This window comes from Halopseudomonas aestusnigri (genome assembly GCF_002197985.1).
GTDB lineage: Bacteria > Pseudomonadota > Gammaproteobacteria > Pseudomonadales > Pseudomonadaceae > Halopseudomonas > Halopseudomonas aestusnigri.
Genome location: NZ_NBYK01000013.1, coordinates 70,271 through 97,076, shown reverse-complemented (window position 1 = coordinate 97,076; position 26,806 = coordinate 70,271). Strand labels below are relative to the sequence as shown.

Sequence of the window (26,806 nt, the reverse complement as noted above, 5' to 3'; positions counted from 1 at the left end):
GGCTTCCATAACGTTTGCTGCGCTCGATTTCAGGCTTCTCGTACCCGTGGTTTGCTCTGATACAGGGAAAGGGTTTTATTGAAGCCAGCGGCCCAGGGTTTCTTTTGGTCAAGCCGGCAGTCAAGAACCCATAGGTTTTTGGGTCCTGCCCCCACTTTCCAAATTAAACGACCGAGACCTTGGCGAAAATGCAAATTCGCCTCTTGCAAGTTGACGGTGTCTCCCATCATCGCGACCCTGCGTTGGTGAGATAGCGAGCGATTCAGCCGAAGGGGCAGTCGAGGGATTACGAGGTCTGAAACCATATTATTTTCGGTTGAGTCTGCCCGAACGTCACTAAGCAGGGACTCGTTCCAGGCGGCTCCTGTAGCAATCCATACGGGCCTTGCCCCGGTTAAATACATCGCTCTATATCGCGCAGCACAACCACTTGCACTTGCGTGTTGGCTTTGAATAATCAGACGCGAGTCCAGCTCTTCTGCAAGACCGTCGGCAATTTGCTTGGCATTAAGTTTGGATGTACACAACACTAGTGTCCCGCCAGAGGCATTGGCTGCTATCTGGCGGACCTGAGCTACTGTCTCTGCGGCCCATTCAGAGGAGTCATTAGGCGGAATTGATGTGCGGACGTTACGGTACAAAACCGTGCGATAGATCCATTCTGGATGTATCGGCTGTAGGTATTCAGCACGTTCTTTGGGTATGTGGAGCTTCCAGCGCGTCAGATTACCGCTTGCGCCATCTGTATAGAGGGTAGCCGAGACTAGGGCCGCAGCACCGACCTGATCCCAAAGGAAGCCTAGTGGTGTTTCAAGGTTGGCCTTACCTGCTACGATATGGGGGTGTTTACTCAGAGATGTCCGTTCCAATCGAACCGTGGAATGGTCAGTGAGGCACTCCATAAGGGCTTTTCTGGTGGCTTCGATAGTAGCTCGGAGCTCATAATCTTTATTCCGTGGCTTCAGCCCTTCAAGCGCTGAATCCAGATCTCGTATCTTTGAGTGCAAGCCCTCAAAGTCTGTAATTCGACCGGTTGCAGCCGACTGGTCCCGCCGATCCCCGGAGCGTAATTCTTTCAGCAGCTCGGAAATTCGCCCTGTAGCCTTGTCAATTTGCTCTATAGCGGCTCGCTTCCGAGGAAGCGTAGAGGTTCGGAGGGTTTTCGCTACCGTACTGAAATAGATCTCATGCTCGAACCCTGCCGATATGGCTTGTTCAAGCAAATGGGCCTCATGAATCAACAGCAAATCGATCTTGGGGGGTAGAAGTCCTCCAATAGGTGCTTGGGCGGCCGTAGTATTATTCGTAGCCCGCAAAAATAGCTGTTGAACGTGCGAAGCAAGGTAGGCATGAGAGCAGATCTGAATGGACGCCTGGGCGCCAAGCGATTGGACTGCCTCGTACATCTTCACTGCAGGACAGCCTTTTGCTCCGATCTTGGTCTCGAGAGTTACAGATTCAACGGGGATATTACCTGCGACTTCCAGAGCATCTTCCAGCAACCAACCCAGCTCTATGCCAAGGACCCTGCCGGCATTGATAGCCCTTTCATCGCGGGGCTTACCGCCTTCATCAATCCAATCTAGTAATTCTTGGTTGTTGCGGTCGGTGGCCCACTGGCGCAATAACAGCGGCGACACGACATCTGCTCGAGTTAGTAATAAAGCCAATCCCGAGGATAGGGCTTCTGGAATCGCGGCTAGTTCTTCGATCAGCTGCCAAGTAACCGAAAAAGGAGCACTGACCACTACCTTCTGTCCCTGTGCTACAGCGGTGGCTGCTAAAGATGCCAGCATCATCCCATTGCCGGCGCTGGTGGCTGCTTCGGCAAAGGCGATCTTCTTTCTCCTGACGGCGCTCCAGGTAGCTTCGGCTAGTGCTCGAAGGCCTGAGCTAACGAGACTCTCACCGACTAAGCCCTTATGAGGAGTAGCGGCATTGCTGGGCTGAGCGTTCATTTTAACCCTGGCGCTCTCTATAAACCCTGCTGCAATCTCGGCAACTGGGCGATTTAACCTGCTGGCCTTTTCATCCAAAGCGTTGGCCAAGTCGGTTGGGAGAGTTACCGTAAAGCTGACTAGCCTGTCTGAAGACACGGTAGCTGGCGTGAGTCCTTGCCCAATAGCGTCAGTCAGGATTTCTCTGGCCCATTTGCTCCGCATCTCTTCCGGTGGTTCTATGCATGAAATCCTCGTCAAATGCATTTCTTGCCCCCTTTTGGCGTTCGCCATCAGTTGTGTTGAGTACTCAACATAACGGGACCCACTAGCCGTCACCACTCAAACGGGGGTAACAAATGCAAGCTACGTCTGATCGCATTTGTTTCGCTACGATCATTTTTCTCAGACGAAACCGGCGCTGCGTTCAGGTGTCCCGGGCCGGGGGCTGGCATAGTTTCATTGCAGTACTCTCAGCTTTTTATCGGCTCAATCTGTTCGTCACGCGCCCAAACAGACCAATGGGGAGCCACAGCTTAATAAGCCTCGGGAGTTAACGTTTTATTGAGAGGTGTCGCATAAATTAAGGTTTTCATGGCTGAGTGAAGAAAATATTTGATGCGACCGGTCTAGCAACAGCTTTCCTAGCCGCCTTTAGCGATCGCTTGCGGAAAATTAAAATTTTAATGGCATAATAGAAAAAAATTAATATTTTCTTGGGGAGGTTAAGAAAATATTCGATGCCGTTACCTAAGAAAGGATTTTGTGATGAGCTCCGTCGGCTACAACCATCTCATTGAGCAGCTGCAGCTTTCCGCAGTTCCGCTCAAATGTCCGGCTGTTGTACGTCCTGTGACCCGGATTGAAAGAATCGGAAACCTTCTCGCTGTCCCGCAGAACCTCGTACCTGACGTGGGAGACTCACTGGGTCATATGCTCTTTGCCCTCAAACATGAAGGAATCAATCTGGCCGTACTGGCCCAGGCTCTGCCGATGATTCCTTCAGAGGAGTTGGAGACAGCCTATCAGGCGTCACCCAACGGCATTTACATACGTAAAGCATGCTACCTGTGGGAGGAGTTTACCGGCCGCCAACTCGGCCAGCATGCTCCGGTCCGCGCCGGCTACGCGCCGCTTTACGAGCCAGAAAAGTATGTAACCATGACCGGCAAGCGGAGCTCCAAATGGCGCATTGAATTTAATGGTCTTGGGGACCTCACATACTGTGCCACAGTTGAGCGGACCAAAGAGCTCTCCGCGCTGCTGGACCACGACATACTCAGTCGGGCCAAGGAGTTCATTGAGTCTCTGCCTCCGACTGTCATGGATCGGGCGATTAACTGGGCATACCTACACGAGACCAAGGACTCTTTTGCTATCGAGCGTGAGGCCCCCACTGAAGACAAGTCGCGTCGATTCATCCAACTGCTGCGCCAGGCTCATGACCGGCATTCTTTGACAGAGGATTATTTGGTCCAATTGCAGAATGCAGTCGTTTCAAACCCGTTAGATCGTGCAGGTGCATTCCGTCACGAACAGAACTACCTATCGGACGGCGCGCAGGGTGCTGCAGGTGTGACCTATCTACCACCTCCACCGGATCTTTGTCGGGAGCTAATGGATAGCCTAATGCAGTTTGCAAATGAGGCTCCTAACCGAATTGATCCGCTCGTGGCCGCCGGCGTTATCTCTTTCGGCTTCGTTTTCAATCATCCCTTTATGGATGGAAATGGACGTTTGTCGCGGTTTTTAATTCATCAGGCGCTCTGCCGGGCTGGAGCACTGGATAACGGACTGCTCCTGCCTGTGTCTGTCGCTATGAAACGGCAAGAAAGGCAGTACCTGGAGGCCCTGCAGACCTTTTCGCGTCATGCGCGCGAGTTTTGGGAGGTTCGGTGGATCGACTACGGTCAATACGACTTTACCTTCAATGGCGTCGACGCTATCTACCGATATTGGGATGCAACCCCGAGCGTGATATTCACTTTGAAAATGGCTCAGCTAGCCCTAGAGGAGGAGCTCCAGAAAGAAACTGCTTTCTTAGCGTCCTACGACACCGTCTATCGGCGCGTAGATGAACGATTCGACGTGCGCGGCAGCGATCTCGCCAGCTTAGTAATGATGTGCCTGAGCAACGACGGAAAGGTCTCCATCAACCGCCGCAAGCAGTATAAGTACGCCGTACCGGACCATGTCTTCGACTATATCGAAGAGGTCGCTAAGGAGGTGCTAGAGCAGCAACAGGGCGTTGGCCCGCAAGCTTCTGTGTCGAGTAGCCAGGCTGACAAGTAATAACTTAGTCGATCCTGGAGGCCATGCTATTCCCTCAATTTGCGCAGTTTAGATTGCCAGCATTTCGCCTGCCGGCGAGCTTCTGACACGCCAGCTAGGTACTAGGTATTGAGAGCCTACAGCCACGGTGAGGAAGTCGTTATGCTCAAACACTATGTTGCAATCGTCGGTGCCTGCTTTTGGCTCATTGGATGTACAGGTGAGTTCAACGGTAGCTATGCAGGAGATAATTGCATGGGTATCTACGTCGTTATGACTGTGAACGGGAATAACGCTCGGATTGAATCTATCGGCCGGATGAGAGGTGACATCAAGCGGGCCGATGATTTTGATGCAGATGTCCGGGAGGGAAAGCTGGTTCTTTCAAACGGCCCTGCTGTTTTCGTCTGTGGTCTGGGCGTTGATGAAGAGAGCCTGGATTGCCTGAGCAAAAGCTGTCAGGGATTTGCTGGTCTAGGCGCGGCCGGAATGCCAAGAACCTGGAAGCCGTTCACACCCTCAAAAGGTACAAAATAGGTACAGCAAAAAGGTACAGTAGCGGTACAGTGCCCAGTTTTTGCGATCTTAGGAAAACTCGTGAAAACCAAGCATAAACAACTAGTTAACCCTATTGTACCCTCGGCAACACTAGCCTAGACTTTACGGGCCTTGGCGTAACATCTAGCGACTTGTAATCAGTAGGTCCCGAGTTCGACTCTTGGTGCCGGCACCACAACACAAAAGGCTTGCGAGAAATCGCAGGCCTTTTTTGTTTTTCAGCGGTTGTTGCAAGAGGCAGATCGGAACTGCCCGACCCTTGGCGTGCTCGGAAGCACCGCCGCCCGGCGGCGATACGCCAGTGCAACTGGGCATCAATGGTGGCCCGTCAGGCGGGCTGTCATTGCTTGTGTCTTGCGTAACCCGGCTGCGACGGGCGCTGCAGCTGTCTGGCTTTGCGGAGTATTCGAATGCATCCTGGTGGTGACCCTAAGTGGCGGTTCGCGATGCTTGCGTGCCTGGTGTCGGCTGCATTGATGGTCGTTGCCCTGTCTCTTCCTCGCATCCCGCTTTTTGTCGAGCGGCCGCAGGACTACGTTTCCCTTCACCTGTTGCTGGAGCTGGTCGCCGTTGTTGTGTCGGTGATGGTTGTCGCTATCGCCTGGGGGTCGCTGGGTAAACGGGACTTGCCGCGGGCCAATGTATTGATCTTTGGTTTCAGCCTTGTGGCGGCCAGCGATCTGGCCCATGCCCTGGCGTATGAAGGCATGCCGTCACTGATCGTGGATGGCAGCGTCGAACTCTCCATCTTTTTCTGGCTGGCAGGGCGCTTTATCGAGGCTTTGTCGTTGCTGCTGGTTGCTGCCGGAGTGCGCTTTCACGGCACACCGTTGCGCTGGCTGGCGGCTGCGCTGCTGCTGTTCGCCGGATTGTTGCTGACGGGTGTATATGCCTTGCATCTGCTGCCGGATACCTTTGTGCCGGGGCAGGGTGTCACAGCGTTCAAGGCTCGGATTGAATACGCTCTGTGTGCAGCCAATCTGGTGCTGTCCGGCTGGCTGTTCACCCGTTTCCGCCGCGAACGCAATGTGCGCTTCCTCTGGCTCGGCCTGGCAAGCTTTGTCATGGGGGTGGGTGAACTGGCATTTACCGGCTATGTCGATCCGTCTGACGCCATCAGCCTGCTGGGGCACTTCTACAAGGTGCTGGCCTACATCTTTATCTATCGGGCAGCATTTATCGTCGCGGTGCATGAGCCCTACAGGCTGCTAAGCAGAACGACCGAGCTTGCGCAGGCCCGGGAGCAGGACCTGAACAGGTTGATGCAAAATCTGCCGGTCGGTGTGGTGCGGCTGGATCCGAGTCTGGCGATCCGCTTTTGCAATCCGGCCTTCGAACGCACCTTTCTCAGCGATGCCGCTGCCGAGACGGGGCGGCCATTTGAGCGGGCGATCAATGCTGATCTTTTTGGGCAGCTGTTGCCATTGCTGCGCAATGCACTGCGCGGTGAGCGTGGACAGCTTGATGGCGCTTACTGCGCGCCGCAGGGGGAGCTGCGCCATGGTCATGCCATTGTGGTGCCTGATGGCGACGGCGTCATGGCGATCTTTACCGATACCACGGAGCGCGAGCGGAACCTGCAAAAGCTGGAGCTGTCGATGCGCGAGAACAGTGATATTCGGCTGGCACTGGACGCCCATGCCATTGTTGCGTTCACTGATGCGCGTGGCGTGATTACCAAGGTCAACGACAAGTTCTGCGCGATCTCCCAATACGCCCGCGACGAGCTGATCGGGCGGACCCACAGCCTGCTCAACTCGAGGACTCATCCGCGGGAGTTCTTCGACGACCTCTGGCGCACCATTACCCACGGCGAGGTCTGGAATGGCGAGGTCTGCAACCGGGCGAAAGATGGCTCGCTGTATTGGGTGCAGACCACCATTGTGCCCTTTGTCGGTGACAACGGCCTGCCGGAGCAATATATCGCCATCCGCGCCGATATTACCAAGCGCAAGCAGGCTGAAGCGCAGGCACTGCATATCGCTCTGCACGATGAGTTGACCGGCCTGCCCAATCGCCGGCTGATGACCGAACGCCTGTTGCAGGCGACCCGCAAGGCTGTGCGCAGCGGCAGTTACGGTGCGGTGTTGATGATCGATCTGGATAACTTCAAGGAGATCAACGATACCCTTGGTCATGCCCAGGGAGACGCACTGCTGTGTCAGGTCGCCGGACGGCTGCAGCAAGTGGTTCGTGACGTGGACACCGTGACCCGGCTGGGTGGGGACGAGTTTGTGCTGCTGTTTGAAGACCTGGGCAGTGATCTGGACCAGGTCATCGCCCGGGTCGCCGCGCGCGCAGAGCACATTCGTCAGCGGCTGGGTGAGCCCTATCAGCTCAGCAGTCTGCAGCTGGGTGTGTCACCAAGTATCGGCGTCACGCTGTTCTCACTGATCGATGACCAGCCGGAGGAGCTGGTCAAACAGGCTGACATGGCGATGTATCGGGCCAAGGATGCGGGTCGTGATCAGGTATGCTTCTTTGATCCGGCGATGCAGACCGAGGTGGTGGCGCGCGCGATGCTGCTGCGCGACCTGCGTCAGGCGCTGGAGAACCATGAGTTCTGCCTGTTCTATCAGCCGGTAGTGGACGGGCAGCAGCGGATACTGGGTGTCGAGGCCCTTATCCGCTGGCAGCACCCCCAGCGTGGCATGGTCTCGCCGGCCACCTTCATTCCGCTGGCCGAGGACAGCGGGCTGATCCTGCCGATAGGTCAATGGGTGCTGGAAACGGCCTGCCGTCAGTTGGTCAGCTGGGCACAGGACCCGGAGCGCGCCCACTGGCATATCGCCGTTAACGTCAGTGCCAGGCAGCTGAATCAGGTCGAGTTTGTCGATCAGGTAACCGCTGTCATCGACGCCACGGGCGCACCTGCTGCCAGGCTGCGCATGGAGTTGACCGAGAGCATGCTGCAGGACAACCTGCCGCGTACCATCGGCAAGATGCGCACCCTGCGACAGATGGGTATCCGTTTCTCGCTGGATGATTTTGGCACCGGTTATTCCTCGCTCAGTTATCTCAAGCGACTGCCGCTGGATCAGCTGAAGATCGACAAGTCCTTTATCGACCACATTCTCACCGACGCCAACGACGCGGCGATAGCCGGCACCATTGTGGCGCTGGGGCGAACGCTCGGTTTGGGCGTCGTGGCCGAGGGCGTGGAAACCGTCGAGCAGATGCGTTTTCTGGTCGACAGCGGCTGTGAGGTGTTTCAGGGCTACCTGTTTGGTCGCCCGGTTGAAGCGGCCGCGCTGGGACGCTCTCGTGAGTCATTGGCAACCAGCTGATCGGTCACCTGCCTCCCGGGCGCCATGTTGCCCACCGGCGATTGCCAAGGCAGGCTGCCGGGGTCGAGAATGAAGGCACCTTTGCGACCATCGCGGTCGTATCTATCGTCACCCGACGGCGTGGTCGTCGGCGTTTGCCAAGGAAGCCTCGCATGACAAGACCCAACGTAATCAATGCATCGGTCAGCCCCAAAGGCAGCCTGGAAACCCTCTCTCAACGTGAAGTGCAGCAACTCGGCAAGGTCGGCTCCGGTGGCCTGCATCAGCTGTTTCGGCAGTGTGCGCTGGCGATTCTCAACACCGGCGCCCGCGTCGATAACGCCAAGACCATTCTTGAGGCTTACGCCGATTTTGAAGTGCAGATTCACCAGCAGGATCGTGGCGTGCGGCTGGAGCTGATCAACGCGCCGGCTGATGCCTTTGTCGATGGCGAGATGATCGCCAGTACCCGCGAGATGCTGTTCAGCGCGCTGCGCGACATCGTTTATACCGAAAGCGAACTGGGCGGCCCGCGGATAGATCTGGAAAGCTCCGCCGGCATCACCGACTACGTCTTCCATCTGCTGCGCAACGCGCGCACCCTGCGCCCCGGGCTGGAACCGAAGATGGTGGTGTGCTGGGGTGGGCACTCGATCAGCATCGAGGAGTACAAGTACACCAAGAAGGTCGGGCACGAACTGGGCCTGCGCAATCTCGACATCTGCACCGGTTGCGGGCCTGGTGTGATGAAGGGCCCGATGAAGGGGGCAACCATTGCCCACGCCAAGCAGCGCATCCTTGAGGGGCGCTATCTGGGTATCACCGAGCCCGGCATCATCGCCGCCGAAGCGCCCAACCCGATTGTCAACGAACTGGTCATCATGCCCGACATCGAGAAGCGCCTGGAGGCCTTTGTGCGGGTGGGTCACGGCATCATCATCTTCCCGGGCGGTGCCGGTACGGCGGAGGAGTTTCTCTACCTGCTGGGTATTTTGATGCACCCGACCAACCGTGATCTGCCGTTCCCGGTCATCCTCACCGGCCCGCGCAGCGCCGAGGCCTATCTGCAGCAACTGCATGCCTTTGTCGGTGCGACCCTGGGCGCCGAGGCGCAGCAGCACTATCGCATCATCATCGACGATCCGACCGAGGTCGCGCGCGGCATGGCCGCCGGGCTCAAGGAAGTGGAGCGGTTCCGGCGCGAGCGCAACGACGCCTTCCACTTCAACTGGCTGCTGCACATCGAGGAGAGTTTTCAGCGCCCGTTTGATCCGACCCACGCCAACATGGAGGCGCTGCAGCTCACCCTGGATATGCCGCCGCACGAACTGGCGGCGAACCTGCGCCGGGCGTTTTCCGGGATCGTTGCGGGCAACGTCAAGGACAAGGGTATTCGTCTGATTGAGCAGCACGGGCCGTACCGTATACACGGCGACCCGCGCATCATGCAGCCGCTGGATGCGCTGCTGCAGGCCTTTGTTGATCAGCACCGGATGAAGCTGCCGGGCGGGGCCGACTACGAGCCGTGTTACCGCGTGGCCAGCTGAAGCAGGAGGTGCCTCGCCGTCAGCGCGGCGAGGTGCCCTGTGTCAGACCGGCTGACAATAGCGGCGCTGGAAGTACACCAGGCCGTCGCCGCTGTCGCGCTGGCGGATCGCCAGAATCTCGCAGATCAGAATGTCGTGGCTGCCGGCGGCAACCCGGTTGCTGATGCGGCAATCGAAGTTGATCAGCGCGTCGTCCAGCATCGGTGCGCCACTGACATCGGTGCTCCAGTCGGCGCTGGCAAAGCGCTCCTCCATCGCTGTCTTGCCGCCGAACAGGTTGGACAGCGCCTGCTGCTCGCAGGTCAGGGTGTTCACGCACAGGTGGTCGTTGGCCTGAAAGATGTCGTAGACCGATGCGCTGCGGTTGAGGCAGACCAGCAGGCTTGGCGGCTCGTCCGACACACTGCACACGGCGGTGGCGGTGAAGCCGGCGCGGCCGGCAGGGCCATCGGTGGTGACCACGTTGACGGCTGACGCCAGCACCGACATCGCGTTGCGAAAAGCGTCCTTGGTGACCGGGGCGGGCATGGGTTCCACTATCTTGGCTGCGAGCATGACGGGCTCCTTCAGGTGAGAATGCAGGCCTTGGAATAGGCCAGACGCGGCAAACGGTCGAACACCTTGCTGCTGTCGCCGTAACCGAGGTTGATCAACAGGTTGGACTTCCAGTGGCTGTCGCTGAAAAACGCGGCGTCCAGCGCCTTGGCGTCAAAGCCGGACATCGGCCCGGTATCCAGTCCCAGGCTGCGGGCGGCCATGATGAAGTAGGCGGCCTGCATCGAGCTGTTGCGAAACGCGGTCTCGTAAATCATCTCCGGGCTGCCGGTGAACCAGCTGCGTGCGTCCGCATGCGGGAACAGCTCGGGCAGCGCGTCGTAGAAGCGCGAGTCGTAGGCAACGATTACGGTGACCGGCGCGCTCATGGTCTTTTCCAGATTGCCTGATGACAGGCACGGCTTGAGCATCTCCTTGCCTTGGCGGGTGCGCACGAACACGAAGCGTGCCGGGCTGCAGTTGGCCGAGGTCGGGCCCATTTTGGTCAGGTTGTAGATGGTTTCCAGCAGGCTGTCGGGCACCGGCTGATCCAGCCAGCCATTGTGGCTGCGGGCCTTGGTAAACAGTTGCGCCAGGGCGCTTTGATCCAATGGTTCGTACATGGTTGCCCTCACTCAGGCGGCGTATTCGGTGTCGTGAATGACGCTGGCAAGAAAGCGCCTGAGCGTCGTATTGATGGTGTCCGGGCAGCTCACGCTGGAGGCGTGGCCGCCGTAGTCAAAGCATTCCAGGCGGGCGTTCGGCAGTTGCTCGGCAAGCTCTCGCGAGCACTGCCAGGGCACCAGCATGTCGTCGCGGTTGGCGATCAGCAGCGTTGGCTGGCGGATGTTGGCCAGCGCCTGTGCGTCCGGTGCAAATGCCTGCAGGGCGGCAATGCGGCGCAGCAGGTTGTCGGTCGGCGGAAAGCCGGCCACGTGCTTGCGGTCGTCGATTTGCAGCTGCTCGATGTTGGCGGCAATCCAGTCCGGCGGGTAGAGAAACAGCGACTGCGCCTCGACGTAGGCAGCCGGGCCGCTGCCGGCCAGCAACTGCTTGCGTACCGAGAAACAGCGCGCGGTATGCGGGCTGAGCCGCGACCAGGCGTTCATCAGCGTCAGGCTGCGCAGCCCCGGTGCCTGCTGCATGGCCAGCGCCAGACCAACCAGACCGCCGAGGGCGTGACCGATCAGGTGATAGTCGCCGATGCCGTGGCTGGCGAGCAGCGTGCGCAACTCGCTGGCCATGGCGTCGATACTGTAGTCGGCGGGTAGCGTGGCGGGGCTCTTGCCGGTGCCGAGCTGGTCGTACAGTACGACGCGGTAGTCGCTGGTCAGTGCGTCCAGTTGCGGCATCCAGAAGTGCGCCGCGCCACCGAGCCCCGAGCTGCATACCAGCGTCGGGGCGTCGGCATCACGCCGGCCGTGGATTTCGATATGCATCACGGCCACGGCCTCAGCCGACGTGGGCAATGCTGGCGATTTCGATCAGCGCGTCCGGCTTTACCAGACCGCACTGGATGCAGTAACGCGCCGGCTTTTCGCCCGGGAAGTACTCGGCGTAGACGGTGTTGATGGCGGCGTAATCGCTCCAGTCGCGCAGCATGATCATGTTGAAGGTGACGTCATCCATGGTGCCGCCGGCTTCCTCGACCACACCCTTGATGGTTTCCAGCACGTGACGGGTTTGCGCTGCGGCATCGCCAACGTGCACCACGTTGTTGTCCTTGTCGAAGGGCAGGGTGCCGGAGACATAGAGAATGCCATCGGCCATCGAGCCCGGAACGTAGGGGGCCAGCGGTTTGCCGGTGCCGGCGGGGAGTACGGTGGTTTTGCTCATGCGGATGCTCCTTGGGTAACGGGCTTGGTCAGGGCAGTGCAGAAGTCATCGACGCTGCTGACCCAGCCAAAGAAGGTTTCGATGTTGTACAGCGAGGCCTGCTGGACGAATTCCGGGCCGGCCTGATGGGTGGCGTCGGCCAGCACCACGCCGAAGTATTCGAGGAAGAAGCCGTCGCGCAGGGTGGACTCCACGCAGACGTTGGTGGCGATGCCGGTGAACACCAGATTGCGGATGCCACGGGCGCGCAGCAGGCTGTCGAAGGCGGTGTTGAAGAAGCCGCTGTAGCGCGGTTTCGGCACCACAAGGTCGCCCGGTTGCGGTTGCAGGGCGTCGACCAGATCGTAGTCCCAGCTGCCCTTGGCCAGCAGCTTGCCCTGCAGCTCCGGGTTCTTGCGCATGGTCTTCAGCGCGTTGGATTTGTGCCAGTTCGGCGAGCCAGGGCCGCCAGCTTCGGCGTACTCGCTGTCCCAGCCGTTCTGGAAAAAGATCACCTGCACGCCGGCGGCGCGGGCCGCTTCGATGGCGCGGGCGATTTGCTCGATCACCGGCCCGGTGCTGGAGACATCAAAACCGGCCAGATCCAGATAGCCGCCCTTGGTCGAATAGGCGTTCTGCATGTCGACCACGATCAATGCGGTCTCGCCGCTGTTGATCGCCAGCGACTCGGGGCGCGCGGGCAGAATCACATCGGTCGGGTTATTGCGCAGCGGTGCATGACCGACAACAGGTTGGGTCAGGCTGTTCATCACGCGGTCTCCTGCATCTCTTTGGTTACGTGTTGGCGGCTCTTCATCAGCGGCTGGATCTTGCTGCCGAAGTCTTCGATGCCCTTGATAAAGTCGTCGAAGGTCAGCATCACACCGCTGTTGCCGGGCACGGTGGCGACTTCGTCGAGCATGCGGGCAACGTTTTCGTAGGATCCGACGAGGGTGCCCATGTTGATGTTCACCGCAGAGGTCGGATCGGCCATCTGACGGATGTTGGTATCGCCCTTGGATTTGGTGTCGGCGGCGCCCTGTTCGCCCAGCCAGGCAATGGCTTCGTGGTCGGCGCCGTCCTTGTAGTGCTCCCAGCGGGCGCGCGCGGCTTCGTCGGTCTCATCGGCGATGATCATGAACAGCGCACAGGAGGTGACGTCGCGGCCGCTTTCCTCGGTGGCCTTGACCAGTCGCTCGACGGTCGGGGCAAAGGCAGTCGGCGTGTTGACGCCCTTGCCGAAGCAGAAGTTGTAGTCGGCGTATTTGGCGGTGAAGGCCATGCCGGCTTCGCTCTGACCAGCGCAGATGACCTTCATGTCGGCCTGGGGTTTGGGGCTGACGCGGCAGTCGTCCATCTGGAAGTGTTCGCCCTTGAAGTCGCTGCGACCGGTGGTCCACAGGTCGCGCAGCACAGTGGCGTACTCACCGAGATAGTCGTAGCGGTTGGCAAAGAACTCATCACCCGGCCACAGGCCCATCTGGCTGTATTCCGGTTTTTGCCAGCCGGTCACCAGGTTGACGCCGAAGCGGCCGTTGGAGATCGAGTCGATGGTCGAGGCCATGCGCGCAACGATGGCCGGTGGCAGGGTCAGGGTGGCGGCGGTGGCGAACAGCTGGATGCGCTCGGTCACGGCAGCCAGGCCGGCCATGAGGGTGAAGGACTCGAGGTTGTGTTCCCAGAACTCGGTCTCGCCGCCAAAGCCGCGCAGCTTGATCATCGACAGGGCGAATTCGAAGCCGTAGTGCTCTGCGCGCTGCACGATGGCCTTGTTCAGGTCGAAGGTCGGCATGTACTGCGGCGCGTTCTTGGAGATCAGCCAGCCGTTGTTACCGATCGGGATGAAGATACCTACATTCATTGGATTGCACTCCGTGGTCCATTTGTTCGGAAGGTCGGCATACCCTGCCGGCCGCTGAACAGCTGAAAAGCACAATCCAGGCCATGTTTTTTTTGTTGATTTAAATCAATGACTTGGGTGGTTTGACTGGTTTAAGTTAGACCATTTAGTCCGAATTAGAGCACTTGGTTTGTGCATTCCGATTCGCTTTGGGGCCCATTTTGGGGCTTGAGTTGTCTGCTATCCCCAAGGGTAGAATGCGGGCGTTAAAAGAAGAGGCATACCTCCCAGTGAGCAAACAGATACAGCGTCCCGCAACACCTGCCAAGAAGCCCAAGGCGCGGACTCGGGTGCCCAGTGAGGCCACGCTGAATCGGCGCAAGCGGCTGATGGAAACCAAGCGCAGCGCCATCATGGAAGCGGCGCTGGATGTGTTTTCCCGTTACGGCTTGCACGGCACCAGTCTTGATCAGGTGGCCAGCCAGGCCGACGTGTCCAAGACCAACCTGCTGTATTACTTTGCTTCCAAGGAAGATCTGTACATCAATGTGCTGCGTCAGTTGATGGATGTCTGGCTCAGCCCGCTCAAGGCGTTCAGTGTCGAACAGGATCCGTCCGAGGCGATTGGTGACTACCTGCGCGTAAAGCTGGAGCTGTCGCGAGATCATCCGGCCGAGTCGCGGCTGTTCTGTCTGGAGGTCATTCAGGGGGCACCGCTGTTGTTGGGCGAGCTGCAGGGCTCGTTGCGTGATATCGTCGAATCCAAGGTCAGCGTCATCAATGCCTGGATCGAGGCCGGTAAGCTGGCACCGGTCGAGCCGCACCATCTGATCTTTTCGCTCTGGGCGATGACCCAGCATTACGCGGACTTTCGTACCCAAGTTGAGGCCGTCTCTGGTCGTACCCTGGAAGATCCGGCCTTCTTTGCCGAGACGCTGACCAATCTCAAGGCATTGGTGTTGCAGGGCGTTTGTCCGCGCTCTTGATGCAGATCAATATCTCCGCCCCTTTTTTGGGCTAAACGCACAAACCGAGTGCTCTAGATCAGACCGTTTGTTCCAAAACAAGCGATCGCTTTTCATTATCTATCTGTTTTTTAAGTAAAAACGCTTTTTGGCATAGTTGCTGCAAACGTCTCCGCTGATTGGAAAATGGCGCGTCGAACACTCCTCGCGTCGCTTCTTTTGCCCAGCGCTCCCGCTGAGCTCCATTTGGAGGAAACGGTTGTATGACGCTTCAATACGTCCCCATCATCGATCTAGGGCCTTATTTCGGCGGGACTGCCGAGGGCAAGGCTGAGGTGGCCAGAGCGGTCAACCAGGCCTGTCGCGACATCGGCTTTCTGGTTATTACCGAGCACCAGATTCCCAAGGAATTGATCGAGCGGGTTTATGCCCTGACTTCACAGTTCTTTGATCTGCCGATGGCCGAAAAGCGCAAGGCAGACCGTCCGCGTCCGGACATGGTGCGAGGTTACAGCGCGGTTGCCGAAGAAAGCCTTTCCTATTCGATGGAAGAGGCGGCGCCGGGCGACCTCAAGGAATCCTTCTCGATCGGCCCGAGCAACGTACCTGCCGAGCCTTACTATTCTGAAGCCATGGCCGGTCCGCACTTTGCGCCGAACGTCTGGCCGTCCGACCTGCCCGGTTTTCAGCACGCCTACACCGAATACTTTGAAGCCATGGGCGATCTGGCCCGTTCGCTGATGCGTATCTTTGCATTGGCGCTGGAGCTGCCGGAAACCTTCTTTGACGACAAGATCGACAAGCACATCAGCATGTTCCGCAGCCTGCGTTACCCGCACCTGAAAGAGGGTATCGAGGAAGGTCAGCTGCGTGCCGGTGCGCATACCGATTACGGCAGCCTGACCATCGTCAAACCCGATGGTGCGCTGGGCGGCCTGCAGGTTTGCAACCGCGCCGGCGAATGGGTCGATGTGCCCTTTGTTGAAGACGGTTTCGTGGTCAACATCGGTGACCTGATGATGCAGTGGACCAACGACCAGTGGATCTCGACACTGCACCGCGTTATCAACCCGCCGGAAGACGCCGCCGGCGATCAGCAGCGCCAGTCGCTGGTGTTCTTCCATCAGCCCAACTACGACGTGATGGTCGAGTGTCTGCCGAGCTGCCTGGCCGAGGGCGAGGCGCCGCGGTATGCGCCGGTCAGCTCCGGCGATCACCTCAAGTCCAAGTTCGTCCGTCAGACGACCTTCGGCGGCAGCAAGGTGGCCTGAGATGAGCAAACTTTCCTACGTCAACGTATTTGCCCGCGACATCGAAGCGCTCAGCGGGTTCTACCAGCGGGTGTTCGACTTTCCGGAAGTGGAGGCGATTCGCTCGCCGATCTTTGTCGGTTTGGATGCCGGCACCTGCTGCATCGGCTTCAACGCGCCGGATGCCTACGAGCTGCTGCATCTGGCCGAGCACTCCGACACCCGCGGTTGCAAGTTTCTGCTCAACATCGACGTCGACAGCCCGGCCGAGGTCGACCGCATGGTGCCGATCGCCGTCGAAGCGGGCGCCACCCTGATCAAGCCGCCGTATACCACCTATTACAACTGGTATCAGGCGGTGCTGATGGATCCGGAAGGCAACGTGTTCCGTATCAACCACATGATGTAGTCACACCACCTGATCGCAAGAAGGACTTTGGCAATGAAAAAACTGATTGCGGGCGCCGTATGCGCCCTGGCCACCTGCGGCCTGCCGACCCTGGCTGCTGCCGAGGAAGGCGGTTTTACCCTGACCGGCCCGGCGAAGATCGCCATGCTCTACATCAGCCCGCGCAATGACGGCGGCTGGACCCAGGCGTTCGACGAGGCGCGTCAGCGTCTGGAAGGCGAGATCGGCCAAAAGATTCAGTACGTGGAAAGCGTGCCGGAAACCGCTTCGGCGATTAAACCGACCGTTGAACGGCTGATTCAGCGTGGTGCCAACATCATCATCGGTACCGCCTTTGGTTACTCCGACACCTTCAAGGAACTGGCCGACAAGTATCCGGAAGTGGCCTTCCTGAATGGCTCCGGCACTACCAACTCGCACAACCTGGAGTCCTTCTACGGTCGTACCTACGAGAGCCAGTACCTGTGCGGCATGGCCGCGGGTGCCGCTTCTGAAACCGGCAAGCTGGGCTTTGTAGCGGCCAACCCCTTCGGTCAGGTGAACTGGACCGTCAACGCCTTCGCCATGGGCGCGCAGCAGATGAACCCGGATGCCACCGTCACCGTGATCTACACCGGCGCCTGGAACGACCCGGTCAAGGAGCGCGCGGCAGCCACCGCACTGATCGACCAGGGCGCCGACGTCATCGGTCAGCACGTGGACAGCCCGACCCCGCAGATCGTTGCCCAGGAGCGCGGCGTCTATGGCACCGGTCACCACCGTGACATGAGCGAGTTCGCCCCCGAAGCCACTGTCTGTTCCTCGGTCTGGGTCTGGGATCGCTTCCTTGCACCGGAGCTGAAGAAAATCATGGCCGGCAACTGGGTCCCGGCGGAGAACGGTGCGCTGCTGTCGATGGAGCAGGGCGGTACCGACGTCTCCTGCTGCGGCAAGGGTATCGATGAAGAAGAGAAAGCCAAGATCATGGCTGCTCGCGAGGCACTGCTGAACGGCGAGAAACTGATCTACGCCGGCCCGATCTCTGACCGTGACGGCAACGTCAAGGCGGCTGAGGGTGAGGCGCTGTCGGACGGTGAACTCTGGTCCATGGACTGGTTCGTCAAGGGAGTGATTACCCAGCAATGAGTAACCCGAACGCGATCCGGCTGGACAGCGTAAGCAAGTCGTTTGACGGCTTCAAGGCGCTGTCCGAGGCCTCCTTCACCGCACGCTGGGGCGAGGTACATGCTCTGCTGGGCGAGAACGGAGCGGGCAAGTCGTCCCTGATGAACATCGCCGCAGGGCTGTATGCGCCGGAAACCGGATCGCTGTTCATCGACGACAACCCGGTTCATCTGAAGGGGCCGCTCGATGCTGCCGCACAGGGCATCGGCATGGTTCACCAGCATTTCAAGCTGGTGAAACCCTTCACCGTGGCAGAAAACATTCTGCTCGGTCTTCGTCACCTGCAGGCCGGCACGTACCGGCAGCGGCTGGCGCAGACCGCCGAGCAGATCACCGCCATGGCCGCCAGCCTGGGGTTCAGCATCGAACCCCACGCGCGGGTGGATCAACTGTCGGTGGCCGAGCAGCAACGGGTCGAGATTCTCAAGGTGCTGCTGGCTGGCGCCCGCATTCTGATTCTCGATGAACCCACCGCGGTACTGACCGATGCGGAAGCAGAAAACCTGCTGACCACGGTCCAGAATTTCGCGCATCAGGAAGGTGCTGCCGTCATCCTGGTGACCCACAAAATGAATGATGTCATGCGCTACGCCGATCAGGTGACGGTGATGCGCACAGGCTCAACGGTTGCCAGCCTCAAGCCGCAGACCGTGTCGGTCGGTGAGCTGGTCAAACTGACCGTTGGCGACGCGCCGACTCCACCGCAGATTCCATCCAGCCGAGACGCGGGCGAGGTCAGGCTGGCGGTGCGTGATCTGAGCTCCAGCGGCGCTGCGCCGGCGCTGCGCGGCGTCAATCTTGAGCTGCGCGCTGGCGAGATTTACGGCATCGCCGGGGTTGGTGGCAATGGTCAGAGTGAGCTGGCGGGTGCGCTGATGGGCCTGCCGGAGCCGGTGTCCGGCGAGATGGAACTGGTCGGCGAAGGTGATCTCAACAGCCTCAGCGCGGCCCGTCGCCGCGAGCTGGGCATCGCCTGCATTCCCGCCGACCGCTACAGCTCGGCGCTCGCCGCACCGCTGTCGATCAGCGACAACTTTGCCATGGGCGATGTACACAGCGGCCGCTACGGGCCGTTCTGGTTTCTGCGCCGCAAACGGATTGAAGCCGATACCGCCGCCGCGGTCGCCGAGTTTGATGTGCAGGGCGTGCGCTCGCTGCAACAGAAGGCGGCGCTGCTGTCGGGCGGCAACGCGCAGAAGCTGGTGATTGCCCGCGAGTTTGCCCGCACCCCGCAACTGGTCATCGTCCACAGCCCCAGCCGCGGGCTGGATGTGCGCGCCACCCTGGCGGTGCACGAGCGGCTGCGCAGCGCCCGTGATGCCGGCTCTGCGGTGTTGCTGATCAGTGAAGACCTGGACGAAGTGATGGCGCTGGCAGACCGCATTGGCGTGATGTCGGCAGGACGTATCATCGGCGAGTTTGCCCAGCCGGCGGACCGCCAGGCAATCGGGCAGGCCATGGTGAATCATGTTTGATACAACGAATTTTCAACCGCTGCTGGCGCGCCGCTACACCCTGGAAGTACGCCAGCAGATGGCCTGGTACTGGCAGGCGCTGGTCATCGCGCTGGCGCTGCTGGTCGGCATGCTGATCTCGGCGGCGATTCTGGTCAGCGCCGGGGTGCCCGCCGGTGAGCTGCTCAACGAGTTTGTCATCCTCACGCTGTTCGACAGCCAGAGCCTGCGTGCGGTGCTGTTTCAGGCCGCGCCGCTGATTATGGTCGGTCTGGCCGGCTGTCTGGCCTTCCGCGCGCGCTTCTGGAACCTCGGCCTCGAGGGCCAGATGATCTGGGGCGCCATTGGCGCGACCGCAATCTCGCTGTTCGAGATCGGACCGCCATCACTGCGCCTGCCGCTGATGATGGTCTGCGCCATGGCCTGCGGCCTGCTCTGGGCGCTGGCGCCGGTGCTGCTCAAGCTGCACCTGAAGGTCAACGAGATCATCTCCACGCTGATGCTCAACTACATTGCGATCAACTTCCTGCTGCATCTGGTCTACGGCAGCTGGAAGGACCCGCGTGACTCTTTCCCCTATTCGCCGCAGTACAAGGTATTCGAGCGTCTGCCCGAGCTGTTCGATGGCGTCAGTCTGGCGGTGGTGCTGGCGCTGGTGGTCGCGCTGTTCGTGCTCTGGTTTACCGGTATCTCGCGCGCTGGCCTGTACCTGCGCTTTGTCGACAGCAGCCCGGGCGTGGCCCGCGCAGTCGGTGTGCCGGTTAAGCGGGTAATCCTCGGTACCGTTCTGCTGTCGGGCGCGCTGGCAGGTCTGGCCGGGCTGATGATTACCGCCGGGCAGGAAGGGCGACTGACCCATTCGTTCTACGCCGGGTACGGCTTCTCCGGGATTCTGATCGCCTTTCTGGCGCGCAATCAGCCGATTGCCGCGACCGTGGTAGCAGTGCTGGTGGCGACCCTGTTTGTCGCCGGGCGCAGTCTGCAGGTGTTCTATCAGATCCCGTTCTCGATGGTGCAGTTGATCCAGGCGATTCTGGTGATCTGCGTGGCGTCGTCCGAGTTCTTCATCCGCCATCGTATTCGCCGCATTCAGGGAGGGCAGGTCTGATGGACATGATTGCAAGCTGGATCGGCAACATTCCCGACTTTGCCGTGCCCTTTGCGCTGGCGGCGCTCGGGTTGATCGTGATCGAACGCTCCGGGGTGCTGGCGCTGGGCGCCGAGGGCTTGATGCTGGTGGGCGCGCTGGCGGGTATCGGGGCGTCGCTGATGACCGGTGGCGCAACCGTCTGGGCGCTGATTCTGGCGATGTGTGCAGCCGGGGTTGTCTCGCTGCTGTTTGCCCTGATGGTGCTGGTGATGCGGATCAATCAGGTGATCGCCGGTCTTGCGCTGGTGTTCTTCTGTCAGGGCCTGACCGGCTTGCTCGGCACCCTGCTGGACTGGACCAACAAGCCGGTCGCCGGGCTGCACGCGGTCTCGCTCTGGCCGTTTTCGGAGCTGCCGGTAGTGGGCAAGCTGTTTGTGCAGAACCCGCTGGTATTCGTTACGCCGCTGATCTTCGTCGTGGTGGTGCTGGTGCTCAATCGCAGTGTGCTGGGTCTGCGCCTGCGTGCGGTCGGCGAGAACCCGCAGGCGGCGGATGCCGCCGGTATTCCGGTACTGGGTTATCGCTGCGCGGCCATCGTCGCCGGCTCCATGCTGATCGGTCTGGCCGGTGCCTATATCTCGGTGCTGAGCACCAAGATGTGGATCGCCGACATGGTCGGCGGGCGCGGCTGGATTGCCGTGGCGCTGGTGATCTTTGCCCGCTGGTCGCCGTGGAAGGCGCTGGCCGGTGCCGTGCTGTTCGGCTGTATCGAGGCGCTGATTCCGCAGATGGCGGCGTCCGGTATTCGCCTGCCGCAGTACTTCGTATTCATGACCCCCTACGCCGTCACCCTCGGGGTGATGATCTGGGTAGCCCTGGCCAGCCGCGACAGCAGCAGCCAGCCCGGGGCGTTGGGGGAGCCTTTTATTCGTGAGGAAAGGCGCTAGCCGCGTTGAAAGCTGGCTGCGTGGCCAGCGCGGCGTTAAGAGTCGGTTCAACATGCTCATTTACTGTTCGTAAACTGCGCTGTTTCGCTGACTCTTGCCTTGCGCTGACTGCCTCGCCGACGCTTTCCACTGCGGCTAGTGATCTCATTTAAGAACAGGATATACCCATGCAAGGTGCAGTATTGATTACCGGCGCGACCTCCGGGTTTGGCGCCGCCAGCGCGCGCTGTCTGGCGCGGCAGGGCTGGCCGCTGATTCTCTGTGGTCGCCGTCTGGAGCGGCTGCAGGCGCTGGCTGATGAACTCAGTGAGCTGACCAGCGTTCTGCCGCTGCAGCTGGACGTACGCGATGCCATCGCCGTGCGGCGCGCCATCGATGAGCTGCCGGATCCGTTCTCCGGGATTCAGGTGCTGGTCAACAACGCCGGGCTGGCGCTGGCGCCGGGGCCGGCGCAGGCGGTCGAGCTGAGTGACCTGCACACCATGATCGACACCAACATCACCGGGCTGGTCAACGTCACCCACGCGGTACTGCCTAAACTGATCGCCTGGGGTAGCGGTGCAACCATCATCAACATCGGCTCCACTGCCGCCGGCAATCCGTATCCGGGCAGTCATGTCTACGGTGCCAGCAAGGCGTTCGTGCAGCAGTTTTCCTACAACCTGCGCTGCGACCTGCAGGGCACCGGCGTGCGGGTGACTGATCTGGCTCCGGGGATTGCCGAGACCGAGTTCAGTCTGGTGCGCAACGCCGGGGACTCGGGTGCCGCGGACAAGGTCTATCAGGGCACGGTGCCGCTCACCGCCGACGATGTAGCCGCACAGGTGGGCTACATCGCCGCGCTGCCGGCGCACATGAACATCAACCGACTGGAAGTGGTGCCGGTGCGTCAGGCCTGGGGGCCTTACGCGATTCACCGGGATCAGCTTACCGAGTCGGCCTGAGCGCTGTTCACAAACTCCACCACCCGCTGCAGCGCCGCATCAGCACTGTGCAGCAGCCCGGTGTGGGCCTGAAATACATGCCACAGGTCCGTGTAGCGCTCCAGCCGTACGGCAACGTCGGCTGCGCGCGCGGCTTCGGCCAGCCGCAGGCTGTCGTTCAGCAGCACCTCGTCTTCACCGACCTGCAGCAGCAATGGCGGCAAGCCCTTGAGCTGGCCGAACAGCGGCGACACCAACGGATCGGCGCGGTCCAGCCCGGCCGGGCAGTAGGCGTCGCGGGCGCTGTCGAGCCAGGACGGATGCAGCAGTGGATCGCCTGCCGCAGGCGCGTGCAGCTGCTCGGCGGTCATGTCGGTGACCGGTGAAAAGCAGACCAGTGAGGCGGGCAGCGGCAGCTTGAGCGCGGCCAGCTTTTGCGCCGTCACCAGTACCAGGTTGCCGCCCGCCGAATCGCCGACCAGGGTGATCTGCGCGGGCGTATAGCCTCGCTGCAGCAGCGCCTGGTAGGCGGCGACCGCATCGTCACAGGCCGCTGGTGCCGGGTGCGCCGGCGCCAGTCGGTAATCGAGTGCGCAGACATCAAACTGGCCACGGCTGGCCAGCGCCGAGCAGATGCCCCGATGGGTCTGCGGGGAGCCGATGACGAAGGCGCCGCCATGCAGGTACAGCAGCACGCGACCGTTGCCCCCAGCGGCCGGGCGGTGCCACATGCAGGACCGTCCGGCGATCTGCTCGGCGCTGCGGGTCACGCCTTTGGCCAGCGGCATGCCGAGGGTCAGCAGACGCAGCACCAGCGCCTGCACGGCAAAGGGTACGGGCGGGCGGATCAAACCGCGAAACAGCAGTTTCAGCATACCGCGCAGAAGGGCGCGCAACCCGGGCTGCCCCGGATTGCGATACAGCTCATCAACGTACCTGGACATAATCGCTCCATGTCGGTTTGCGGGTCATGTATCGATAGGTGAAGGTAAAACCGGGCCAGTTGACGGTCTGCTTGCCGTCGGCGGTCAGATACCAGCTCTGGCAGCCCTGGGCCCAGACCGTGCCGCGGGCATCGTCCTGCAGCTGCCGGTTGTAGCGCGCCTGCACCTCGGGCTGCAGATCAAGATAACGCAAACCACGGTCGCGCACGGCCTTTACGCAGGCAACGACGTAGCGGAACTGGCTTTCCAGCATGTAGATGATCGAGTTGTGGCCGAGGTTGGTGTTTGGCCCGTAGAGCACATACAGATTGGGGAAGCCGGCGACCGAGATGCCCTTGTAGGCTTCTGCACCGTCGCGCCAGACGTCGTTCAGGTCTTTGCCGTCCAGCCCGCTGATGCGGATCGGCGCGAGGAACTCGGTGGCGGCAAAGCCGGTGCCGTAGATGAGCACGTCGGCCGGATGCAGGGTGCCGTCGTTGGTGACGACGCCTTCCGGGACAATTTTCTCGATGCCGTCACTGACGATGTTGACGTGCTTTTGATCCAGCGCCGGGTAGTAGTTGTTGCTGATCAGGATGCGCTTGCAGCCCATCGGGTAGTCCGGGGTCAGTGCGGCGCGCTTGGCGGGATCGCTGACCTGACGGTCCAGATGACGCTTGGCGGCGCGTTCACTGCTTTTGACCAGTGCCGGGAAATGCACGAAGGCCAGCGCGCGGACTTCGTGGGTCAGGTACTGCCATGCACGATCCAGCTGATGAAGCAGCGGCAGGCGACTCAGCCAGCGTCGGCGCGAATCGCTGTACTCGCAATCATCCTTGGGCAGCACCCAGGCGGCGTTGCGCTGGTACAGGTCAAGCTGGGCCACATCGGGCACGATCTGCGGCACGAACTGGATCGCCGAGGCGCCGGTGCCGATGACCGCGACCCGCTTGCCCTTCAGATCAACGTCGTGCTGCCACTCGGCCGAGTGGAAGGCCGGGCCGGCAAAGCTGTCCAGTCCGTCGATGGTTGGCATCAGTGGGCGGTTGAGCTGGCCGGTGGCGGCGATCAGGTTGCGCGCGACCAGGGTGTCTCCGCCGGCGGTAGTGACCTGCCAGCAGCCGCTGTCAGCGTCGAAGCGGGCTTCGCGGACTTCGCAATTGAGGCGAATGCGCTGGCGCAGATGGTATTTGTCGGCGCAGTGGCGGATGTAGGCGTGAATTTCGTCCTGGCGGGCGTACTTGTGCGGCCAGGTGGTACGCGGCTCGAACGAGTAGGAATACAGGTGCGAAGGTACGTCGCAGCCCGAACCCGGATAGTGGTTGTCGCGCCAGGTTCCGCCGATGTCGGCGGCCTTTTCCAGCAGCAGAAAGTTGCTGATGCCGGCGCGGTCGAGCTGGATGGCCATGCCTATGCCGCCAAACCCGCTGCCGATGATGATGGCGTCGAGTGGTGCGGCAGGTGAGCGTGTTTTTGTCATTGTGTGCTTCCTCCTGTTGTCAGCATATTAGGTGTTGCCTGACGGCGCGGGTATGGCATAGTCGGTCAAAAAATTGTGAGTTTCGGACACGCCATGACCTCTACTGCTCCTCCCTGGCCGCGCCTGCGCAACATCGGCAGCGTGCAACTGATGACCCAGCTGGGTACCGAGCTGGGCCTGACGGTTCCGCAGTGCCTGCAGGACACCGGGCTGGATGTGATGACGCTGGCCGATGGACAGGCCGAGGTCACCGCGGACCAGGAGCTGCAGGTGGTCGGCAATCTGCTCGCCAACCTGCCTGATCAGCCGCTGCTCGGTCTGCTGGCCGGGCGTCGCTACCAGCTCAGCCGCTACGGCATCTGGGGGTATGCGTTGCTCAGCAGTGCGTCGCTGGGCGAGGCGCTGGAAATGGGCCTGCGCTACCTTGATCTGACCTTTGCCTTCTGCCGTATCCAGGCCCGCGAGGACGCCGGTCGCCGATGGCTGGTCATTGATGATCGCTGGATCGAGCCGCGTCTGCGGTTCTTTCTGCTGCTGCGTGACAGCTCCGCCATTATCCGCATCCACAGGGAGCTGACCGGGCTGCGGCAGCCGTTCAAATCGGTTCGACTGGCGCTGCCCGCGCCACCGGATGCACTGATAAGTGCCTACACCGAGGCCTATGGCTGCACCCCGCAGTTCGATGCCGCGGAAACCCTGCTGGAACTGGACCCGGTACTGCTGGCACGCGGTTTGCCCGGCGATAACCCGGCGATTCGGCAGGCCTGCGAGCAGCAGTGTCGGCAGTTGCTGCAGCGCTACCGGGCGCGTGATGGTCTGGCCGGACGGGTGCGCGAGTTGCTGCTTGAGGGGGGCAGTGCTCTGCCGGACATGACCTCGGTCGCGGCGCGGCTGCATTTGACCGAGCGCACGCTGCGCCGCCGCCTTGGCCAGGAGCAGACCGGTTTTCGCCAACTGCAGGAGGAAACCCGCGAGGCGCTGGCCGAGGAATTGCTGCGCCTGCCGGGCCTGTCGCTCGACGAGGTCGCCCAGCGTCTGGGTTACGGCGAGGTGTCCAATTTTGTGCATGCCTTCCGGCGCTGGAAGGGGATGACGCCGAAGCAGTTCATGCGCAGCCGGGAGGGCTGATCCATCACGTTGGTTAATGGGTAACCATTCGGTCAGTCAAGCTCTGCGCGCGCGGCGGGCCGGGCAGAGTATCTTTGCTGCCGGACCTTTCACGAACATACCGAGGAGAATGCCCGTGGCCGATCTGGACGTATTCCGCCAGCAGACCCGTGCCTGGCTGGAAGAAAATTGCCCGCAGAGCATGCGTACACCGCAACGTGCGGACAACGACGCCTGCTGGGGCGGACGCAAATTCACCTTTGCCAGCGAAGATCAGAAGCTCTGGCTCGAGCGCATGGCCGCGCGCGGCTGGACTGCCCCCGACTGGCCGACCGAGTATGGCGGCGGCGGACTCAGCCAGCAGGAGCACAAGGTTCTGCGCGAAGAGATGGCGCGCATCAACGCTCGCCCACCGCTGTCCAGTTTCGGCGTCTGGATGATCGGCCCGGCGATTCTCAAGGTCGGGTCTGAAGAGCTCAAGCGCCAGCATCTGCCGCCGATTGTCCGCGGTGAAATTCGCTGGTGTCAGGGCTACAGTGAGCCGGGTGCCGGCTCCGACCTGGCCGGCCTGCAGACCCGTGCCGAAGACCACGGCGACCACTTTATCGTCAATGGCCAGAAGATCTGGACCTCCTACGCCGACAAGGCCGACTGGATGTTCTGTCTGGTGCGCACCAACCCGGATGCCAAGAAGCAGCTGGGCATCAGTCTGGTGCTGTTCGACATGACCACTCCCGGCGTCAGCACCCGGCCGATCAAGCTGATTTCCGGCAGTTCGCCGTTCTGTGAAACCTTCCTCGACAACGTACGGGTCGAGAAAAGCCAGGTCGTGGGCGAAATCAACGCCGGCTGGACCATCGCCAAGTATCTGCTGACCCACGAGCGGGAAATGATTGGCGGCATGGGCCGCACGGCTGCAGGTCAGAAGACACTGCCGCAGATTGCGGTGGATGCTGTTGGGCTGGAAGACGGCAAGCTGGCCGATGGCATGCTGCGCGGCGAGCTGGCGACCTGGGATCTGGATGCGGCTGCCTTTGCGCTGACCGCAGAGCGGGTGCTGGATGAAGCCAAGGCCGGTCAGGGCGTGGGCGCGGCCTCGGCCATGCTCAAGTACTACGGCACCGAGCTGAACAAGCGTCGGCAGGAACTGATGGTCGCCCTGCATGGCAGTGACGGTCTGCTCTGGGAAGGGGAGGCGTCTCGCGAGGGCGCGATTGCCCGTAACTGGCTGCGCTCCAAGGGCAACTCGATCGAGGGCGGCACCACCGAGGTGCAGCTCAACGTCATCGCCCGCAACATTCTCGGCCTTCAGTAAGGGGACACCAT

General features: G+C 60.8%; 23 protein-coding genes. 14 read left to right on the top strand and 9 right to left on the bottom strand.

Features of this window, described 5'->3' with window-relative positions:
• Positions 1–29 precede the first annotated feature (29 nt).
• Complete coding sequence (locus B7O88_RS15225; RefSeq protein ID WP_140418592.1) at positions 30–2,231, bottom strand: P-loop NTPase family protein; 2,202 nt, start codon at positions 2,229–2,231, stop codon at positions 30–32.
• Positions 2,232–2,705: 474 nt separating this feature from the next.
• Here B7O88_RS15225 and B7O88_RS15220 point away from each other — a divergent pair, with 474 nt between their 5' ends.
• From B7O88_RS15220 to ppnN, 4 genes are all read left to right on the top strand, one after another.
• Positions 2,706–4,229 carry a Fic family protein gene (locus tag B7O88_RS15220; protein WP_088277185.1) on the top strand — a complete coding sequence of 508 codons (1,524 nt, stop codon included), beginning with the start codon at positions 2,706–2,708 and terminating at the stop codon, positions 4,227–4,229.
• A gap of 141 nt (positions 4,230–4,370) precedes the next feature.
• Positions 4,371–4,745: a hypothetical protein gene (locus B7O88_RS15215; RefSeq protein ID WP_140418591.1), complete on the top strand. Its 375-nt coding sequence runs from the start codon at positions 4,371–4,373 to the stop codon at positions 4,743–4,745.
• Between the two features lie 467 nt (positions 4,746–5,212).
• Positions 5,213–8,053 carry a bifunctional diguanylate cyclase/phosphodiesterase gene (locus B7O88_RS15210; protein ID WP_088277181.1) on the top strand — a complete coding sequence of 947 codons (2,841 nt, stop codon included), beginning with the start codon at positions 5,213–5,215 and terminating at the stop codon, positions 8,051–8,053.
• Positions 8,054–8,205: 152 nt separating this feature from the next.
• Positions 8,206–9,579 carry a nucleotide 5'-monophosphate nucleosidase PpnN gene (gene ppnN, locus B7O88_RS15205; RefSeq protein WP_088277179.1) on the top strand — a complete coding sequence of 458 codons (1,374 nt, stop codon included), beginning with the start codon at positions 8,206–8,208 and terminating at the stop codon, positions 9,577–9,579.
• A 42-nt stretch (positions 9,580–9,621) separates the two neighbouring features.
• Here the strand turns inward: ppnN and rutF are convergent, their stop codons facing one another.
• The 6 genes from rutF to rutA are packed head-to-tail and all read right to left on the bottom strand — an operon-like array spanning position 9,622 to position 13,789.
• Positions 9,622–10,134, bottom strand: coding sequence for an NADH-dependent FMN reductase RutF (gene rutF / locus B7O88_RS15200; RefSeq protein ID WP_088277177.1), 513 nt, complete (start codon positions 10,132–10,134; stop codon positions 9,622–9,624).
• Positions 10,135–10,145: 11 nt separating this feature from the next.
• Positions 10,146–10,736 (bottom strand): malonic semialdehyde reductase, encoded by a 591-nt coding sequence (locus B7O88_RS15195; RefSeq protein ID WP_088277175.1) that lies wholly within the window; start codon positions 10,734–10,736, stop codon positions 10,146–10,148.
• Between the two features lie 12 nt (positions 10,737–10,748).
• Positions 10,749–11,552, bottom strand: a complete 804-nt coding sequence (gene rutD, locus B7O88_RS15190; RefSeq protein ID WP_088277173.1) for a pyrimidine utilization protein D — start codon at positions 11,550–11,552, stop codon at positions 10,749–10,751.
• A 13-nt stretch (positions 11,553–11,565) separates the two neighbouring features.
• A complete protein-coding gene (rutC, locus tag B7O88_RS15185) occupies positions 11,566–11,949 on the bottom strand; it encodes a pyrimidine utilization protein C (protein ID WP_088277171.1) in 384 nt (127 codons plus the stop codon).
• On the bottom strand, positions 11,946–12,698 hold the full coding sequence (gene rutB / locus B7O88_RS15180) for a pyrimidine utilization protein B (RefSeq protein WP_088277169.1): 753 nt from the start codon (positions 12,696–12,698) through the stop codon (positions 11,946–11,948). Before rutB ends, rutC begins: the two co-directional genes overlap by 4 nt.
• Positions 12,698–13,789 (bottom strand): pyrimidine utilization protein A, encoded by a 1,092-nt coding sequence (rutA, locus tag B7O88_RS15175; protein WP_088277167.1) that lies wholly within the window; start codon positions 13,787–13,789, stop codon positions 12,698–12,700. The genes rutB and rutA overlap by 1 nt, the downstream gene beginning before the upstream one ends.
• 236 nt (positions 13,790–14,025) lie before the next feature.
• Here rutA and rutR point away from each other — a divergent pair, with 236 nt between their 5' ends.
• The 8 genes from rutR to B7O88_RS15135 all read left to right on the top strand — a co-directional run bounded on the left by rutR (position 14,026) and on the right by B7O88_RS15135 (position 21,991).
• Positions 14,026–14,754 carry an HTH-type transcriptional regulator RutR gene (gene rutR, locus B7O88_RS15170; protein WP_088277165.1) on the top strand — a complete coding sequence of 243 codons (729 nt, stop codon included), beginning with the start codon at positions 14,026–14,028 and terminating at the stop codon, positions 14,752–14,754.
• A 242-nt stretch (positions 14,755–14,996) separates the two neighbouring features.
• Complete coding sequence (locus tag B7O88_RS15165) at positions 14,997–16,004, top strand: isopenicillin N synthase family dioxygenase (RefSeq protein WP_088277163.1); 1,008 nt, start codon at positions 14,997–14,999, stop codon at positions 16,002–16,004.
• 1 nt (position 16,005) lies between these two features.
• Positions 16,006–16,392, top strand: coding sequence for a VOC family protein (locus B7O88_RS15160; RefSeq protein ID WP_088277161.1), 387 nt, complete (start codon positions 16,006–16,008; stop codon positions 16,390–16,392).
• Between the two features lie 33 nt (positions 16,393–16,425).
• Positions 16,426–17,517, top strand: a complete 1,092-nt coding sequence (locus tag B7O88_RS15155) for a BMP family ABC transporter substrate-binding protein (RefSeq protein WP_088277159.1) — start codon at positions 16,426–16,428, stop codon at positions 17,515–17,517.
• The gene (locus tag B7O88_RS15150) at positions 17,514–19,031 is read left to right on the top strand and encodes an ABC transporter ATP-binding protein (RefSeq protein ID WP_088277158.1); all 1,518 of its coding nucleotides are present in this window, start codon (positions 17,514–17,516) and stop codon (positions 19,029–19,031) included. The genes B7O88_RS15155 and B7O88_RS15150 overlap by 4 nt, the downstream gene beginning before the upstream one ends.
• Positions 19,024–20,118: an ABC transporter permease gene (locus B7O88_RS15145; RefSeq protein ID WP_088277157.1), complete on the top strand. Its 1,095-nt coding sequence runs from the start codon at positions 19,024–19,026 to the stop codon at positions 20,116–20,118. Before B7O88_RS15150 ends, B7O88_RS15145 begins: the two co-directional genes overlap by 8 nt.
• Entirely contained in the window at positions 20,118–21,047 is a 930-nt protein-coding gene (locus tag B7O88_RS15140) for an ABC transporter permease (protein ID WP_088277156.1), read from the top strand. Before B7O88_RS15145 ends, B7O88_RS15140 begins: the two co-directional genes overlap by 1 nt.
• A gap of 167 nt (positions 21,048–21,214) precedes the next feature.
• On the top strand, positions 21,215–21,991 hold the full coding sequence (locus B7O88_RS15135; RefSeq protein ID WP_088277155.1) for an SDR family NAD(P)-dependent oxidoreductase: 777 nt from the start codon (positions 21,215–21,217) through the stop codon (positions 21,989–21,991).
• Here the strand turns inward: B7O88_RS15135 and B7O88_RS15130 are convergent.
• A complete protein-coding gene (locus tag B7O88_RS15130; protein ID WP_088277153.1) occupies positions 21,970–22,914 on the bottom strand; it encodes an alpha/beta hydrolase in 945 nt (314 codons plus the stop codon). The genes B7O88_RS15135 and B7O88_RS15130 overlap by 22 nt on opposite strands.
• On the bottom strand, positions 22,898–24,373 hold the full coding sequence (locus tag B7O88_RS15125) for a flavin-containing monooxygenase (RefSeq protein WP_088277151.1): 1,476 nt from the start codon (positions 24,371–24,373) through the stop codon (positions 22,898–22,900). Before B7O88_RS15125 ends, B7O88_RS15130 begins: the two co-directional genes overlap by 17 nt.
• 93 nt (positions 24,374–24,466) lie before the next feature.
• Between B7O88_RS15125 and B7O88_RS15120 the strand changes: the two genes are divergently transcribed.
• The gene (locus tag B7O88_RS15120) at positions 24,467–25,501 is read left to right on the top strand and encodes an AraC family transcriptional regulator (RefSeq protein WP_088277149.1); all 1,035 of its coding nucleotides are present in this window, start codon (positions 24,467–24,469) and stop codon (positions 25,499–25,501) included.
• A gap of 115 nt (positions 25,502–25,616) precedes the next feature.
• The gene (locus B7O88_RS15115; protein WP_088277147.1) at positions 25,617–26,795 is read left to right on the top strand and encodes an acyl-CoA dehydrogenase family protein; all 1,179 of its coding nucleotides are present in this window, start codon (positions 25,617–25,619) and stop codon (positions 26,793–26,795) included.
• Positions 26,796–26,806 lie beyond the last annotated feature (11 nt).